17 protein-coding genes and 1 tRNA gene are annotated in these 16,578 nt (G+C 64.1%); 9 read left to right on the top strand and 9 right to left on the bottom strand.

Translation table 11 applies throughout. The annotated features are described in order from the left end of the window. Positions 1-2 precede the first annotated feature (2 nt). Positions 3-1,436 (top strand): multicopper oxidase family protein, encoded by a 1,434-nt coding sequence (locus EV666_RS07440; protein WP_132005475.1) that lies wholly within the window; start codon positions 3-5, stop codon positions 1,434-1,436. Between the two features lie 40 nt (positions 1,437-1,476). Then, entirely contained in the window at positions 1,477-1,767 is a 291-nt protein-coding gene (locus EV666_RS07445) for a copper-binding protein (RefSeq protein WP_132005478.1), read from the top strand. A 101-nt stretch (positions 1,768-1,868) separates the two neighbouring features. On the opposite strand, the gene EV666_RS07450 is transcribed toward EV666_RS07445, so the two are convergent. Next, complete coding sequence (locus tag EV666_RS07450; RefSeq protein WP_245514281.1) at positions 1,869-2,579, bottom strand: AraC family transcriptional regulator; 711 nt, start codon at positions 2,577-2,579, stop codon at positions 1,869-1,871. Positions 2,580-2,736: 157 nt separating this feature from the next. On the opposite strand from EV666_RS07450, the gene EV666_RS07455 reads away from it, so the two are divergent. Both EV666_RS07455 and EV666_RS07460 read left to right on the top strand, forming a co-directional pair. Then, positions 2,737-3,663, top strand: coding sequence for a DMT family transporter (locus tag EV666_RS07455; RefSeq protein ID WP_132005484.1), 927 nt, complete (start codon positions 2,737-2,739; stop codon positions 3,661-3,663). 325 nt (positions 3,664-3,988) lie between these two features. Continuing rightward, positions 3,989-5,173, top strand: coding sequence for a CaiB/BaiF CoA transferase family protein (locus EV666_RS07460; protein ID WP_132005487.1), 1,185 nt, complete (start codon positions 3,989-3,991; stop codon positions 5,171-5,173). Positions 5,174-5,539: 366 nt separating this feature from the next. On the opposite strand, the gene EV666_RS07465 is transcribed toward EV666_RS07460, so the two are convergent. Together EV666_RS07465 and EV666_RS07470 are read right to left on the bottom strand one after the other, a co-directional pair. After that, a complete protein-coding gene (locus EV666_RS07465) occupies positions 5,540-6,466 on the bottom strand; it encodes an alpha/beta hydrolase (protein WP_165909926.1) in 927 nt (308 codons plus the stop codon). A 64-nt stretch (positions 6,467-6,530) separates the two neighbouring features. Continuing rightward, positions 6,531-7,166: an SDR family oxidoreductase gene (locus tag EV666_RS07470; protein WP_132005493.1), complete on the bottom strand. Its 636-nt coding sequence runs from the start codon at positions 7,164-7,166 to the stop codon at positions 6,531-6,533. Between the two features lie 155 nt (positions 7,167-7,321). Between EV666_RS07470 and EV666_RS07475 the strand changes: the two genes are divergently transcribed. Next, the gene (locus EV666_RS07475; protein ID WP_245514282.1) at positions 7,322-8,242 is read left to right on the top strand and encodes a LysR family transcriptional regulator; all 921 of its coding nucleotides are present in this window, start codon (positions 7,322-7,324) and stop codon (positions 8,240-8,242) included. A 193-nt stretch (positions 8,243-8,435) separates the two neighbouring features. Here the strand turns inward: EV666_RS07475 and EV666_RS07480 are convergent. The 5 genes from EV666_RS07480 to EV666_RS07495 form a co-directional block, all read right to left on the bottom strand. Beyond that, positions 8,436-8,525 (bottom strand) — tRNA-Ser (locus EV666_RS07480). A gap of 224 nt (positions 8,526-8,749) precedes the next feature. After that, a complete protein-coding gene (locus EV666_RS07485) occupies positions 8,750-9,982 on the bottom strand; it encodes an ABC transporter substrate-binding protein (RefSeq protein WP_245514283.1) in 1,233 nt (410 codons plus the stop codon). Between the two features lie 116 nt (positions 9,983-10,098). Next, positions 10,099-10,266: a hypothetical protein gene (locus EV666_RS18190; RefSeq protein WP_165909927.1), complete on the bottom strand. Its 168-nt coding sequence runs from the start codon at positions 10,264-10,266 to the stop codon at positions 10,099-10,101. A 144-nt stretch (positions 10,267-10,410) separates the two neighbouring features. Continuing rightward, positions 10,411-10,974 (bottom strand): NUDIX hydrolase, encoded by a 564-nt coding sequence (locus EV666_RS07490; RefSeq protein ID WP_245514284.1) that lies wholly within the window; start codon positions 10,972-10,974, stop codon positions 10,411-10,413. Positions 10,975-11,483: 509 nt separating this feature from the next. After that, positions 11,484-11,951 (bottom strand): hypothetical protein, encoded by a 468-nt coding sequence (locus EV666_RS07495; RefSeq protein WP_132005502.1) that lies wholly within the window; start codon positions 11,949-11,951, stop codon positions 11,484-11,486. 306 nt (positions 11,952-12,257) lie between these two features. Here EV666_RS07495 and EV666_RS07500 point away from each other — a divergent pair, with 306 nt between their 5' ends. The 3 genes from EV666_RS07500 to EV666_RS07510 all read left to right on the top strand — a co-directional run bounded on the left by EV666_RS07500 (position 12,258) and on the right by EV666_RS07510 (position 15,352). Beyond that, complete coding sequence (locus tag EV666_RS07500; protein WP_132005505.1) at positions 12,258-12,968, top strand: fumarylacetoacetate hydrolase family protein; 711 nt, start codon at positions 12,258-12,260, stop codon at positions 12,966-12,968. Between the two features lie 19 nt (positions 12,969-12,987). After that, complete coding sequence (locus tag EV666_RS07505; RefSeq protein WP_165909928.1) at positions 12,988-13,533, top strand: flavin reductase family protein; 546 nt, start codon at positions 12,988-12,990, stop codon at positions 13,531-13,533. 268 nt (positions 13,534-13,801) lie between these two features. After that, entirely contained in the window at positions 13,802-15,352 is a 1,551-nt protein-coding gene (locus tag EV666_RS07510) for an acyl-CoA synthetase (RefSeq protein ID WP_280990827.1), read from the top strand. A gap of 84 nt (positions 15,353-15,436) precedes the next feature. Here the strand turns inward: EV666_RS07510 and EV666_RS07515 are convergent, their stop codons facing one another. Further along, on the bottom strand, positions 15,437-15,880 hold the full coding sequence (locus tag EV666_RS07515; protein WP_132005515.1) for a carboxymuconolactone decarboxylase family protein: 444 nt from the start codon (positions 15,878-15,880) through the stop codon (positions 15,437-15,439). 129 nt (positions 15,881-16,009) lie between these two features. On the opposite strand from EV666_RS07515, the gene EV666_RS07520 reads away from it, so the two are divergent. Beyond that, positions 16,010-16,504: an RrF2 family transcriptional regulator gene (locus EV666_RS07520; RefSeq protein WP_132005518.1), complete on the top strand. Its 495-nt coding sequence runs from the start codon at positions 16,010-16,012 to the stop codon at positions 16,502-16,504. The last annotated feature ends 74 nt before the right edge of the window (positions 16,505-16,578 follow it).

Genomic DNA, 16,578 nt, shown 5'->3' on the forward strand with positions numbered 1-16,578 from the left:
CCATGACCAATCTGTCACGCAGGGGATTTCTCGGCTCATCCGGGCTGGCCCTGGCGAGCGGCCTGACGGCCGGCGCCGTTTCAGGCCGCGCCGCCTTCGCCGGTGTTCCCGAAGCGCCCACCATGGCGGACGCCGCCACCCAGCCGCCGCTGACGCCCACCACCGGCCCGGACTACCAGCCCGTCGCCACCCTGAACGGCTGGTCGCTGCCCTGGCGCATGAACGGCGACTGGAAGGAGTTTCACCTGGTGGCGGAGCCGGTCGAGCGGGAGCTGGCGCCCGGCATGAAGGCATACCTGTGGGGTTACAACGGCCAGTCACCCGGCCCCACCATCGAAGCGGTCGAGGGCGACAGGGTCCGCATCTTTGTCACCAACAGGCTGCCGGAGCACACCACCGTTCACTGGCACGGCCAGCGTCTGCCCAATGGCATGGACGGGGTCGGCGGCCTGACCCAGCCGCACATTCCGCCAGGGAAAACCTTCGTCTACGAGTTCCAGCTCCGGCGCTCGGGCACCTTCATGTACCACCCCCATTCCGACGAGATGGTGCAGATGGCCATGGGCATGATGGGCTTCTTCGTGGTCCACCCGAAGGACCCGGCCTTCCGCCGCGTCGATCGCGACTTTGTCTTTCTGCTCAACGCTTTCGACATCGAGCCTGGCGCCTATGTGCCCAAGGTCAACACCATGCTGGACTTCAACCTGTGGTGCTGGAACAGCCGGGTGTTCCCGGGCATCGATCCCCTTGTCGTCGGCAGGAATGACAGGGTCAGGGTGCGCTTCGGCAATCTCACCATGACCAACCACCCCATCCACATGCATGGCTATGAGTTCAGGGTTTCCTGCACCGATGGCGGCTGGGTCGATCCCGCCGCCGCCTGGGACGAGGTGAGCATCGACTGCGCCGTCGGCCAGATGCGCGCCTTCGACTTTGTCGCCGACGAACCAGGCGACTGGGCGATCCACTGTCACAAGTCGCACCACACCATGAACGCCATGGGACATTCGGTAAAAACCTATATCGGCGTGGACCAGAAGGAGCTGGCCAAACGCATCCGCAAGCTTACGCCCGGCTACATGCCCATGGGCGCGACGGGCATGGGCGAAATGGGCTCCATGGAAATGCCCCTGCCCGACAACACCTTGCCGATGATGACCGGCTTCGCCCAGTTCGGCCCGGTGGAGATGGGCGGCATGTTCTCCGTGGTGAAGGTGCGCGAGGGACTGGCGAAGAACGACTACAAGGACCCGGGCTGGTTCAAGAATCCCGAGGGAACGGTGGCCTTTGAATACCAGGGCCAGTTGCCTGCGCCAGCGCGCGCCGCGCCGCCAGGCGCCGACGCTCCCGCATGGCGCGTGAAAGATCCGCGCAAACCCGTGTCAGGCGCGCAGGGCCAGGCGCGCCCGCCTGCCGGCGGCCACTCCGGCCACTGACATCGCCGCGTCAAACCCTTCACACACGAAAGGAATTTCCATGTTCAGGACCACAGCGACCACAACGGCGGCCCTTGCCTTCATCGCCTTCGCCCTGCCAGCGGCGGCGCAATCGGTCAGCGGAACGGTTACCAAAGTTGATGCGGCCCAGGGAAAACTCACCATTGATCACGGCCCGATCAAAAATCTCGACATGGACGCCATGACCATGGTGTTTCGCGCCGGCGATCCAGCGATGCTCAAGGGGCTGAAAGCTGGCGACCGCATCCTGTTCGACGCCGATCGGGTCAATGGACAGATCACGGTGGTCCGCCTGCGGAAAAACAGCTGACCGCCAGCCCGGAATCCGGCCAGACAGGATCAGGCCCCTGTCCTGGCCGGGAGGCGCTTTGGGGCATGGCGCATCGCCTGGCAGTAGCGCCGCCCCGGCGGCTATTGATAGAACGATGACGGCGGCGCCCCGAAATGGCGACGGAACATCGCCGTGAACGCGCTCTGGCTGGCGTAGCCGCAATCGAACGCGATATCGATGATCCGCTCGCCATGGGCCAGACGCCGCAGCGCGAACAGCAGCCGGGCCTGCTCGCGCCATTGCGCGAATGTCATGCCAGTTTCCCTCGCAAACAGCCGGTGCACCGTTTTGGCCGTGACGTTCAGACGGCTGGCCCACTGCCCGACAGTTGTCGTATCGGCTGGTCGCCGCATGATCGCGTCGCATATCTGGCGCAGACGCACGTCGCCCGGCTCGGGCAGATGCAGCGGCAATACATCGGCCACCCGCGTCTCGTCGGCCAGCAGGCGCATGAGACGCCCGTCCCGGCTGTCCTCCGCATAATCGAGCGGCACGCGCGCCGCCGCGACGACAAGCTCGCGCAACAGCGACGACACCGCCATCACGCAAGTCCGGTCAGGCAAATGATCGAAGGTGGTCGCATCGACGAAAACGGTGCGTATGCGGACATGACCGGACATTTTGACAGTGTGCTCCAGCCCGGCGGTGATCCACAGCGCGCGGCTCGGCGGCACAACCCAGAGCCCGGCGGCAGAGCGAACGATCATCACGCCTTCGACGGCGTGGAGAAGCTGTCCGCGCGGATGGGCGTGCCATCCCGTCTCGGCGCCATCCGGGTAGTCGATGTCCATGCCCGCCATCGGGCGATCCGTGTCATGAAAATCCAGATGCTTGCGGATCAGCTGGTCCAGCATGTCCCATCCTCGACAGTTCCGGTCTTGTTAGAGTGATACAGACCAGCCCGAAAAACCATAACTGGCGTCTCCTTTCACAACCGGAACGCCAGCCATGAAGACCAGAACCGCCTTTCTCTATCCGCTCATCGCCATCGTGCTCTGGTCGGGAAACGTCATTGTGTCGCGCATGTCGGCGCACGCCATAGGCCCGGAGGCGATCACGTTCTACCGGCTGCTGCTGGCCGTGCTTCTGATGAGCACGCTCGTCGCCGCGCCAGCCTGGCGGAACCGCGCTGTCATCTGGCCCCATCTCGGGCAGTTCGCGATCCTCGGCTTCCTCGCCATGTGCCTGTTTCAGGCCCTGTCCTATCTCGCCGCCGAAACCACCACCGCCGCCAACATGGCCATATTCACGGCGCTGACGCCATTGCTCACCGTGGGGTTGAGCGTCGTGCTGCTGAAAGAGCCGCCCACCGTCGGCGTGGTGGGCGGCGGTGTTCTCGCGCTCGCGGGGCTGATCTATCTGGTCAGCGGCGGCGATCCGCTGGCCCTGGTCCACAATGGCGTGCGTCTGGGAGACCTGCTGATGCTGCTCGCGGCGCTGGTTTACGCCCTCTATGGCGTGCTGCTGAAGCGCTGGAGCCTTCCGGTCAGCGGCTGGCAATCCACCTACATGCAGGCTTTATGCGCCCTCGTGATCATGTTCCCGGCCTTTCTGGCGACGCCGCCCGCCGGGCGCGCCCTGAACGCCCAGACCCTGCCGCTGATCGTCTATGCCGGGGGCCTGGCGTCGGTCATTCTGCCGTTCTTCTGGGTTCGCGGCGTGCAGCTTCTGGGACCGAACCGTTGCGCGGCCTTCATGAACCTCCTGCCGGTGCTGACGGCGGCGGGCGCGATGGCGCTGCTGGGAGAGCCGGTGCGCTACTGGCATGTCATTGGCGGCGGCGCGGCCATTGCCGGCGTGATCTGCGCCGGGCTGTTTCCCCGCCCCCTGCGCTACAGGGGGATGGACGCCGCGTTGAGAACCAGCGGTTCATAGCCGCCCAGCCAAAGCGCGAGAAAAATTGAAGGACATGACAAAAACTCCGCCAGTTCTGGCGGAGTTTTTTCTCTGTGTTCATGCATCAATGCATTGACGCGAAACAGCGCCGCTTTACCTCAACGTCCCGTCATCTCAAAATACAGGGAGAAGCTCCGGGAACAGGTGGATTCGTTTCTCCACACCTGATCAGTGTGCCGTGGCCTCCGCGTCCCTGTCTTTGTCCTGGCGGATGATCCAGGCTCCAGCGGCGACAAACGGGCCAGGCGGCCGTGCGGGCGCGCACAATAAAACACAAAACAATACAATAATATGGGAGTGAAGCATGAGCAGAAAGCCGCCTCTGGCCGGGGTCCGGATAACCGACATGTCGACGGTGGTGTTCGGTCCCTACTGCACGCAAATGCTGGCTGATCTCGGGGCTGACGTCATCAAGATCGAACCCGAGGAAGGCGACAGCGCCCGCAATATCGGCTCATCGCGGGTAACCCCGATGATGGGGCCAGTCCATCTGCGCCTCAATCGCGGCAAGCGTTCGGTGACCTGGGACATGAAAACCGCCGGGGGCCAGCAGGCGATCCGCCGGCTGCTCGAAACCAGCGACGTCTTCATTCACAATATCCGTGAGGACGCCATCAAACGGTTGGGCCTTGGCTATGACGAGGTGCGGAAGATTCGCCCGGACATCGTCTATGTCCACTGCACGGGGTTTGGCCTCGATGGGCCCTACGCCGGATTGCAGGCCTATGACGACGTGATCCAGGCGGCCTCTGGCGCGGCGTCGCTGCTGCCGCGCGTGGACGGCAACCCCAAACCGCGCTATCTGCCGACCCTGTTCGCCGACAAGGTTTCCGGCCTCCACGCCGCCTACGCCACCCTCGCCGCGCTGATGATGCGAAATCGCGATGGCGTCGGGCAGTTTGTCGAGGCGCCGATGTTTGAAGCCATCACCAGCTTCAATCTGCTTGAGCATCTTTGTGACGCCAGCTTTGTCCCGCCCGCTGGCCAATGGGGCTACACGCGCCAGCTTGACTCCGCGCGCCAGCCCATGCGCACCAGCGACGGCTATATTTCCATCGCGCCCTATCTCGACGACCGCTGGGTCCGGTTCTTTCAGGCGACCGGCCACCCGGAAGTTCTGGAAGAAGAGCGCTTTGCCGACAAGACGCTGCGGCGCATGAACATGACGCAGATGTACGAGGTGGCGGAAACCATTTTGCCGGAAAAGACGACGGCGGAGTGGCTGGCGATCCTCAAACAGGCCAATGTTCCGGCGTTCCGCTGCAATCAGATCGATGAAGTGCTCAACGATCAGCACCTGAAGGCCGTCGGCCTGTTCCAGCAGCGCGACCATCCCACCGAAGGGGCCTACATAGAGGTGCGTCCCCCAGTCCGCTTCTCGGGCTTTGACTACCCCGAGCCCACGCCCGCGCCGACAATCGGCCAGCACAGCGCGGAAGTCGCCGCGGAACTCGGGCTGACGCGCCAGGCAAGGCCCGTCGATCAATGAGCCGCGCCTGACCCGGCGATGGCGGGCGACAATGCAACGCCCGCCTCAACGGCAGTGAATTGAGGATAGCCTTACGACACCCGTGACGCCGCGCCCCTGCCAGATTCTGCCCCCGGGCGCCGGGGCGCGCGGCAATCACCGCCCCGCCGCCGCCATCCGGCGATATCCCCGGATTGCGGCCAAGAAACAGGACGCCGCCGTCACGGCGGCCCACACACCACGTCTGCCGGATGCCTTTGGCGGGCCGAAGACGAAGAAACGGCCAACGACACCTACGCCATCGCTCTCCAAAATGAAGCCTGAAACCTTCTGCAACATGCTGACAGCGGTCGCGGCCCAAATCAGCCTGGCCGCGACCGCTGATTGTCAGAGGTTTTCCTTGTAGAACGGAACGAGCTTCGCCAGCGCCTGTCCGACCGGCTCCGGCTTGTCGTAGAGGTCATAGTGCGACCAGCCTTCGAGGACGACCAGTTCCTTCTTCTTCGAAACCGCCCGTTCGATGATCTCGCAGCCGTCGCGATAGGCGCCGAACGCGCCGACCTGATCGCCGACGATCACGCAGAGCGGCTGCGTCAACAGCACTTCCGCCAGATGGAAGGCGTCCCAGCCGACAGCCGCGGCCTGATGCGATGGCACGGAGCGATTGAGCCCGTTCGGCTTCTGGCCGCGCGGCGTGCGGTAATATTCGGTCGCTTCAAGAGTATCGCGGTCGGTGACGCCGAGCCGCCTGGCCTCTTCCGGCGACGGCGGCAGCAGGTCATCGACCTTGACCGCCTCGCCGCGGGCTTCCGCCGTGCGCTGCCTGGCCATGGCCTCCAGCGCGGCGATCGGGTTGAGCGCTGTGAAGTTGCCGCGCATCAGGCGGCCATAGTTCGCGCCTGTGACGGCGCCGACCGCCTTGATGCGGCGTTCGGTCATCGCGGCGTTGATCGCGTAACCGCCGCCGCCGCAGATGCCGAGCACGCCGATGCGGTCCTCATCGACGTAAGGTAGCGTCACCAGATAGTCGGCGACGCGGCGGAAGTCTTCGACCGCCTGGGTCGGATCTTCGATGGAGCGAGGCTCGCCGCCGCTGGCGCCCTGGAAGCTGCGGTCAAAGGCGATGACGACGAAGCCTTCCTTCGCCAGCGCCACGCCATAGACATTGCCCGATGTCTGGTCCTTGCAGCTTCCGATCGGATGCGCGCTGATGATGGCCGGATATTTCTTCGAAGTGTCGAAGTCCGGCGGGAAGTGGATATCGGCGGCGATATCCCAATACATGTCGTGATTGCGGATTTTGACGGTTTTCATAATCCGATCTTCCTGCTTTTGGGTTAGAAGAGCGCTGTTACCGGCCCGCGAAGAGGCCCCGCATTCACATGAACGCAGGCTTGTCGCCATCGGCGCCGGGCTTGTTGACGCCGATATTGCGGTTGCCGAGCGCGCCTGGCGCTTCGATCAGTTGGACAACCAGGGCCGCCACGCTCTTGCGCGCGACTTCGGTGCCCTTGAAGGGTTCATTGCGCCCGGTGATCTCGTAGTCGATCTCGTCGGCGTCGGTCAGCCAGGCCGGGCGCAGCACGACGTAGTCCAGCCCGGATGCTTCAATGAGGTCGGCGGCCTTGCGATAGGGAGGAAGATATGCCCCGATTTCCCGGTTGTTCCATTCGCCGAACCTGCCGGGAACTTCGTCATAAATGCCCAACGTCGTGCAGAAGATCAGCTTGCGGACGCCGGCATCTTTCATGGCGGTAATGATGGCTTGCGCCTGGGCGTCGACGTCGCCGGCAAGGTTGGCGTAAACCACATCCTGGCCGACCATGGCCTCCTTCAGCCTGGCGGCGTCGTGCACATCGCCTTCGACGACGCGGGCGTTGGCAGGGACATCGCGGCCCAGCTTCCTGGCGTCGCGGAGGAACAGGGTCATTGCTGCGTCATTGCGCTCAGCCAGCATATCGACCACATGCCGGGCGATCTGCCCGCTGGCGCCGAGGATCAGGGTTTTGGTCATCGATTTATCCCCCGCTTTGCTGCCGCCGCGCCGGGCAGACAGACCATCGCTTGTCACCTGATTTAAATAGACAGCTGGACGCGGGAGAGAATGCCGGCATATCTACATTCAATATGAAGCCTGACTTAAAGATGTAGCTCGTGGATCGAAACCTTTTGCCCGCCATCGCCGCCTTTGCCGAAGTGGCCCGCGAAGGCAATTTCACCCGCGCGGCGGCGAAACTCGGCATTACGCCCTCGGCCCTCTCCCAGACGATCCGCGCTCTGGAAGAAAAGCTCGATATCCGCCTGCTCAACAGATCGACCCGCTCCGTCTCGGCGACCGGGGAGGGGCGCGTGCTGTTGGCGCAGATCGATCCAGGCCTCGCGGCCATCGCCCACGCCGTCGGCGCGCTTCAGGACGCGCGGCGTCGGCCAACGGGCGAAGTGCGCATCAACAGCTCACGGATCGCGGCAAGTCATCTTCTGTTGCCGCATCTGGCGGAGTTTCACCGGCGCTATCCCGATATCCGGCTGGAAATCGTCGTTGACGACGAATTTGGCGATATCATCCGCGAAGGCTGCGACGCCGGCGTGAGGCTGCGCGAGGATGTAGGAGACGGCATGATCGCCGTGCCGCTCTGCTCACCCATCTCGCTGGCTGTGGTCGGCTCTCCGGCCTATTTCGCGGCCAATCCCGCACCGGCCAAACCGGCCGATCTTGACAGGCACAATTGCCTGGGCCTTCGCCATGGCATGAGCAGCACCATTGCAGGATGGGAGTTGACCGACCCGGACGATGGACACAGCTTCCTCATCCAGCCGCAGGGCTCGTTCGTCGTCAACAATGACGACATGGTGTTGAACGCCGCCCTGCAGGGCATCGGCCTCGCCATACACATGGACTTCGCCGTGCGCCGCCATATCGAGGCAGGTAATCTGATCCGGGTTCTGGAGGACTGGTGCCCGCCCTTCGACGGATTCAATCTCTACCTCGCCACCCGCGAACAGATGCCGCCGAAGCTCCGGGCCGTGGTCGATTTTCTGACTGAAAAGCGACGCGCGGCAACCGCTGGAGGTCAGCGCCCAATCGCCTGACGGCAAGCTGTATTGTGATTGCCCTTGCGGATTGCCGACACCTGGCCACAGAAATCTTAATCGATGTTTCGCGCACATCCGTGGGCCATTCTGCCTGGCGCGAGCCCCTTGCCCACAGGCCACTGCCCCAAAAGGCGCTATCCATCTGATAATTAAAGAAATAGCCCGGCAATTTGTGCGGCAATCGGCGGTGTGGCGGATGGGGTGAGATTCGAACTCACGGTACGGTTACCCGCACGGCGGTTTTCAAGACCGCTGCCTTAAACCACTCGGCCACCCATCCATCAGGAGCGTCAGAACGACGTCCCGCACGCGGGCGCCGGCGTTGCGCCGGCCTGCCCCATGCGGGTGTTTTGCCGTCGCCGGGGGCCAATGGCAAGCCTCAATCACGTCACGCGGCGCGTCTTTCACAACGTGGCCGGCTTATCACGGCTGAACGCCCCCCCGGTTGACGCGGGGATGGCGCTCCCGCCGGCTGGCGGAGCGCCATCCCTGCGCGCAAATGGCTTACCTGTTGTCCCGGGAGTTGATAATCCCGCCTTCCGGGACCCAGCGGTCACCCTTGAAAACCATCATCTGCAGGTCCTCGACCGGGAAATGGTCGGTCGGCGACGTGGTCATCGCAATGCCCTCGTACAGCAGGTCCGCCTTGTATCCCTTCATGCTGGTTGCGACCGTCATGACGTTCTCGTGGGTGAGATTGTCGCCAGCCTCCTTCAGCAGGTGCACAAGCGCGCTGCTGATGGCGTAACCATAGGCGTAGAGCGAGTTGTTGAGATCGCCCTCCGGCATGTATTTGGCCATGAACGCCCTGAACGCCTTCATGTCAGCGTCATTCACGAAAGCCGGGTCGGTGGGATCCTTGATGTAGGTCGCCGTGATGGCGCCCTGGGCGTTCTCAATGCCGGCGGGGATGATCACCGCGCCGACCTGGGCCGCCACATTGTTGAGGATGTGCACCGGCCGCCACTTCATTTCACCCAGTTTCCGCATGGCCTGGGCCGCGAACTTTGGCGTCGAGAGATTGAGAAACAGATCGGCGCCCGAGGCCTTCAGTTTCACCATCTGGGAATCGACGGTCGCGTCCGACAGATCGTAGTGCGCCTCGGCCACGATCATCGACGTCCTGTCGCCGAGACCATCCTTCACGCCCTTGTAGATATCCTTGCCATAATCGTCGTTCTGCACCAGAACGCCGATTTTCGCGTTGGGATAGCGGGTCTTGATCAGTTTGGCGTAGGCGCGCCCCTCCGAGTTGTAGGACGCGTTGAATGGCATGGTCCAGGGGAACTGGGCGGGATCATCGCCAAACCGCGTGCCGCCTGAAGCCAGCAGCAGATGCGGCGTCTTTTTGGCGTTCATGTATTTCATGATCGCCGTATTCGATGGCGTGCCGACGGTGCCAAACAGGGCCAGAATGCCGTCACTCTCCACCAGCTTGCGTGTCTGCTCCACCGCTTTTGGCGGACTGTAGGCGTCGTCGTAGCTCAGGAAGCGGATCTTCCGGCCATTCACGCCCCCCTGCTCGTTAATCATCCTGAAGTAAGCCGCCGCTGTCTTGCCAACAACGCCATAGGCGGAAGCCGGACCGCTATAGGGCACAAAGTTGCCAACGACGATTTCCGTATCGCTGGCTCCACGGCTATATTTCTTCTCGGCGAGAGCCGGGAAAGCGGTGGCGATGCTCAATACTGAAGCAATGCACAGCCCGGCCACAATGGTCCGCTTGCCAATTTTCAAGACGTTTCTCCCCATTTGTTCGTTATGGGGCAAACATAGCATGGCCTTTACAGGTTATAGCAAGAGGCAAACGCCCCCCAGGATCCGGCTCCGCGTTTCAGCCAAACCGGGGCCAGTCAACGGAAATCGCCGCCTCCGCCGCCCGCAAAGACCGCCACGACAAAAAACGCCTGCCGGACTTGAATAAAACGATAGTTCACATCAAAATTTTTTGTATGGAGATCAGTAAATTCAGTCGCCACCAGCAAGAACATCCCGCTGCGTGAACGCGTGACGCGAACCACTCCGCATGCGCCAGGTGTGGGGGCGGCCTGGAAACAGGAAACAAACAGATGGTTCCCGGAGATAACCTGACGTCAGGCCGTCCATTACCTGAAATTCACCACCAGAATACCCAAGACTGGCGGCGACGCGCCAACGGCGCTCCGTCAGTCCTGGGCCATGTCAGCGGTTTCCGCGACAGGGTCCTTGCCAGACCGCAGCGGCGTCACGTCGCGGATGCTCCGCAAGCCGCCGTCACCCCCCAGGATGGGAAGTTGCGCACGGGTCCGCGAACGCGGGAGGGCGCCCAGCAGCCGCTCGTCCAGCGTTTCAATAATCTCGGCCAGTTCAGGCTCCGCCACCTGCGCCGCCGCATTGTCCTGGGCATACCAGACACACTGCCGCTGCCCGTGCTCCGGCCAGTCGGCCTCCTGGCCGCGCACCAGCAGGGGGTAAACCGTCACCGTGCACTGCTGCAATTGCCCGTTCTTGCGCCGTTTGACGTAGCCATAGGCGCCCAGTGGCTGTTCGCCAATGCGCCCGCGCAGGCCGGCTTCTTCAAACGCCTCCTGGGCAGCCGCCTGCGACGCGGTGCGGCGCTTCATCGGCCAGCCCTTTGGAATGACCCAGCGCCCCGTCTCGCGGGAGGTGATCAGCATGATTTGCAGCGAGCCGTCCACCAGGCGACGATAAGGGAGAGCGGCGACCTGAGAACCTTCCGTACGCTTCAATCTCCCCTCCTTTCCTGTGCCTGACCCAAATGACGTTCCATCAACCCCAGGGCAGGCTCCTGCTCAGCCAGCGCCGGCCCATGATGATCTGACGCCATCTCACACATACCAGCCCAAACTGTGGCCGTTCACCAACAAACTTGAAGCGGGGGAACGACAGAAAGTCCGCGCGAACAGCCGACCGTAACGACGGCGGCGCGACCCATGCAGTGGCCGCCAGTCATGATGCAAGCCGAATCGTAATTTCAAAATAATCAGCCCCAATGTAGGGAATTTCCAAGAAATTTCAAGTAAAGATGCGACGACACCGCCGCGACAACTACGGACGCGCCCAGCGGGCCATGACCCCGAATTATGTCGCGAGATTCAGGCTGGTCCAGGCCTGCACGCGTCAAAGGTCGCGTTTGCCCGGCGCGCGCTGTCAACGCGGCGCCGGCGCCGGATTTTCAATCGCGAGGAGCGCGGAAGAGCCCGCCGACCATCCGGTCCGGCATTATCCAATCAGGCTCTCAGGCCTGCATGATCCTGGGGCTCTTGCGAACAGCCCTGATGACCGCATTCAGCGCATCTTCCGCTTCCTGCGCCTGGCGCAGCCCCTGGCTTGCCCTGGCCGGGTCATTCACTGCGGCCACAAGCTTGCGATACGGCTCCACATTGCGCCCCATGCGTCTGGCGTGGAAAGCATCAAGATATTCCGGCCCATAGACCTCGGCCAGATGCTCCAGCGCGTCTTCCAGCGCCGCCTTCAAAACCAGCGCCTCAATTTTTGACTGCGCCGACGCGTCAGGCCCCACCGCTTCCCCGGCCAGGAGAGACGACGCCGATGAAATGGAGGGCGTCGCCGCCGCGCTCACGGGCCGGACATGCGCCGCCGGCGCCGTTGGCTCCACCAGCGTCCGGCGGCGCAGGAGCCAGACGCCGCCGAGCATGGCGGCGAAGGCGGCGCCGGTGACAAGAAGGGCGGTGTCGCTCAGCATGTCCCCTTTCCAGACTGGCCAGAAACGTCCCGGCCAATGCGATAACAACATGACTGCGTTGAATATAGCGCAAGCCAGGCCGCCATCAATATTCCGCGCCGATCCGTGACAATCCCACCCCGCAGCCATGGCGCCCGTCCAAAGGCAAAGGCAACCGGCGCTGGCGCGGCCGCGCCACGGGTGGACGGCTGGCGCCGTTTCAGACCCGCTCACGGGCGCGGCCTGGCAACCTGCTGTTGCGGCGCCCGGCCCACGGGGATACGAACGGGCCGAGGCTGGAGACTCTCATTCCCAGGGAGGCGTCGAGTGCCTGAAGCCACGACCCCGTTTGTTATCGCGCCATCGCCACAGGCGAGCATTGCCGTTGCCGGAACATCCGCCCGCTTCCCGGTGCGCCGCATTGTCTGTGTCGGCCGCAATTACGCCGAGCACGCCCGTGAAATGGGCGGCGATCCTGACAGGGAGCCGCCGTTCTTTTTCATGAAACCCGCCGACGCGGTGACGGACGGGGGCGCCATTCCCTATCCGCCGCTCACTTCCAACCTGCATTATGAGGCGGAGCTGGTGGTGGCGATCGGCGCGCCTGGCGCTGATATCGCCCCCGACGACGCCCTGGCGCATGTTTACGGCTATGGCGTGGGCGTCGACCTGACCCGGCGCGATCTCCAGAACGCCGCCAAGTCGGCCGGCCGCCCCTGGGAGTGGGGCAAGGCCTTCGACTTCTCCGCGCCTTGCGGGCCACTGCGCCCGGTCAGCGCGGGCGGTCATGTTTCCCCGGACGCCAGGATTTCCCTGACGGTCAATGGCCAGTCGCGGCAGGCGGCGGTCATGGCGGACATGATCTGGCCGGTTCCCGCGATCATCGCCAATATCTCCACCGCCATGCGTCTCGCGCCCGGCGACCTCATCTTCACCGGCACGCCGTCTGGCGTCGGTCCCCTGTCGCCAGGCGATGTCGTCGCGGCGCGCATCGACGACCTGCCCCCGCTGGATTTTTCCATTGCGCCCGGCGCCTGAAAGGACCATGCAGGCGGCCATGGCAAACATTGTGAAGCCCACCGGTTCACCGGCCGCCGGCGAGGAAACCGGCAACCCGACGGCGGAGGCGTTGCGCCAGGCGATGCGGCGCGTCGCCAGCAGCGTCGCCGTCGTCACCACGCGGCGGGACGGCGTGGACCACGGCATGACCGTCACAGCCTTCAGTTCCGTTTCGCTCGATCCGCCGATGGTGCTGGTGGTCATCAACACCGCCGCGTCGCTGCATGATCCGCTGACCCATGGCGACGGATTCTGCCTGAACGTCCTCGACGCCGCCCAGCAGGATATCGCGGAGGCATTCGCCCGTCGCGGCGCCGGTCACAGCCGCTTCGCCGCCGGCAACTGGTTCCGCCCGCAGATCGATGGTCAGCCGGCGCCAGCGCTGGTGCTGGAAGGCGCCCAGGCCTGGGCGCAATGCGCCGTGGATATGGTGGTTACAGCGGGAACCCATTCGATCATCACCGGGCGTGTGCTGGCGGCCAGCGCCGCCGGAGCCGGCTTGCCCCTGCTCTATCTCGACGGCGCGTTCGGGCGGCCCGCCTGACGCATCGCGGGGAAAGTGGCGCCCATTTTTCACGAGCGGACGCGCGCACAGCAGGCAAAAGCGCCAAACCGGAGAGCTGGAGCGCTTTTTGCGGGCCGGCGTTCACCGAAAAGGCCCGGAGCCGGAGCCGCCCGCCCTGCGCCATGTCCCCATATGGCGTTGGTGGCGACGCCGGAGTACAACCTCTGCTTCCAGAGTTCATGCGCGGCTGGCATGACCATAACGGCGGCCAGCGCGCAACGACATGACACCGCCCGGGAGGTTACCCTTGAGCGTCGACACGACTTCTGGCGCGCGCGCGCGTCGCAACACCATTTCAGACGCCATTCGCCGCTCCGCCCTGCGCATGGGCGACGCGCCCGCGCTCGGTTTCTCCGACAGGTCATGGAGCTTCCGTGGCCTGGATCAGGCCATCGACCGGGTCGCCGCCCGCCTGCTGGCGCTTGGCCTGAAACGCGGCGAGCGTGTTGGCGCCTATGGCCGCAACTCCGACGCCTATCTCATCCTGTTCCTGGCCTGCGCCCGCGCCGGCGTGGTGCACGTGCCGATCAACTATGCGCTCACCGAGACCGAACTTGCCTATATCGTTGGCCAGTCCGGCGCCCGCGCGCTGGTCTATGACAGCTTCCTGGCCAGCAATGCCGAAAAGATGCGCGGCCGGCCCGGCCTCGATTTCGTCGGCACATTCGCCGATGGCGGCGATATCGACGTGCTGGCCCTGGCGACCAGCGACACGGTGATTGATCCGGTGGACGTCGAGCAGGACGAAAACGACCTGGCGCAGATCACCTACACGTCCGGCACCACCGCCATGCCCAAGGGCGCGATGATGACCCATCGCGCCCAGATGTATGAATACGTAAGCTGCATCAACGACCTGGAACTGTCGCGCGGCGACCGCTGGCTCGCCGCCCTGCCCCTGTATCACACGGCCCAGATGCACTGCTTCACCGTGCCGGCGCTGATGCTCGGGGCCTTCACCGTGCTGATTGAATCACCGGTTCCCGAGCAGGTGCTGGAGCTGATCGAGCGCCATCGCATCACTTCTTTCTTCGCGCCGCCGACCGTCTGGATCAGCCTGCTGCGCCACCCGGACTTCGCCACCCGCGATCTCGGCCAGCTCAGGAACGTCTACTACGGCGCATCGATCATGCCGGTGCCGGTGCTGCAGGAGCTGCGCGCGCGCCTCAACGGGGCCCGCGCCTTCAATTGTTATGGCCAGAGCGAGATCGGCCCGCTGGCGACCGTGCTGCGGCCGGAAGAGCATGACGCCCGCCCGGCCTCCGCCGGCCGGCCGGTGCTGAACGTTCAGACCCGCGTCGTCGATGAGAACATGAATGACGTCCCGCCTGGCGTTCAGGGGGAGATCGTTCACCGCTCGCCGCAGTTGCTGCTCGGCTATTGGGACAAGCCGGAAGAGACGGCGGAAGCCTTCGCCGGCGGCTGGTTCCATTCCGGCGACATCGGCGTGCTGGACGAGGAAGGCTATCTCTACGTCGTCGACCGCGTGAAGGACATCATCAAGTCCGGCGGCTCCATGGTGGCGAGCCGCGAGGTCGAGGAAGTGCTGTTCACCCACCCCAGCGTCTCGGAAGTGGCGGTGATCGGCCTGCCTGATCCCAAATGGATCGAGGCGGTGACGGCGGTGGTGGTGCTGCGTGACGGTCACGCCGGCGACGAGCAGGCGCTGATCGCCCACGCCCGTGAGAAACTGGCCCCGTTCAAAGTGCCGAAGCGCGTGGTCTTCGTCGACAACCTGCCCCGCAACACCGCCGGCAAGCTGCTGAAGCGCGAACTGCGCGTGACCATGGCCGACTGAGGGCCAACGACGCCTTCGCGGCAATTGAATGCGGATATGGAATGGCCGGGACGAACCCGGCCATTTTGCGTTTGCGGGCCCGGCTCAATCCACCGGATGGATCAGGCGCGAACTCACCGCGATCCGGTTCCAGACATTGATGGTTCCGATCGCCACTGTCAGACGCGCCAGCTCCTCCTCGGAAAACACGCCGCGCACGGCTTCATAAACCGCATCGGGCGCGCCGGTCTGCGCGACAAGGGTAACGCTTTCCGTCCATTCCAGCGCCGCCCGCTCCCTGGCGTCGAACAGCGGCGTTTCCCGCCAGACGGCGACCAGATGCAGCTTCCGGTCCGGCAAGCCGGCGGCGAGCGCCTCCTTCACGTGCATGTCGACGCAATAGGCGCAGCCGTTGATCTGCGAGGCCCTGATCTTGATCAGGTGCAGCAGGTCCTTGTCGAATCCCGAGTTCAGAACCGCGACTTCCAGCCCATAGACGGCTTTGTAGAGCGCCGGCGCCGCCGTGGCGATATTCATCCGCTGCTGCATGATGTGCTCCTTTTCGGGTGTCCGCGTATTTGCCGGCTGGCCGGGCGCCTGTCGCGCCAATCATCGATATTTTGTATCCACGATACAAACCGGCTATGATGCCGCTGTCAAGCATGAGGAGTCCGATTGGTGCGACGTTTGGGAGACGGGGTTGAAGCGGCGATGCACTGCGCGCTGGTGCTGGCGGGCTTGCCGGATGGCGTGGTGATCCCCGGGCGGGATCTCGCCGCACTGTACGACCTGTCGGAGAGCTATTTGCTCAAACACCTGCGCGCCCTGACCGCCGCCGGCGTCACCGAAGCGACCTCCGGCCCGCGCGGCGGCTATCGCCTCGCCCGTAAAGCCGCCGACGTCACCATGCTGGACATTGTCGAGGCTATTGATGGCCCCGGCCCCGCGTTTGTGTGCAAGGAAATCCGCCAGTGCGGGCCAGTCGCCAGCAAGGATCCCTGCGCCTTCAGAAAAAGCTGCCTGATCCGGGTGCGCATGCTCCAGGCGGAAAAATTGTGGCGTGACTCCCTGCGCGGCCAGACCCTCGCCGATCTCGCCCGCGACGCCGCGCCGATGATCGATGACACGACGAAACGCGCCCTCGCCGCTTATGTGGACGCTGTTAAACGGTAGGGTGTCAGGATCGGGCTGGCGTCGCCAGGCTGCAGCCTGCGCTGCGCGACGCCCTAGCCAGAGACGCAAAAGCC

The organism is Camelimonas lactis (assembly GCF_004342915.1).
Classification (GTDB): domain Bacteria; phylum Pseudomonadota; class Alphaproteobacteria; order Rhizobiales; family Beijerinckiaceae; genus Camelimonas; species Camelimonas lactis.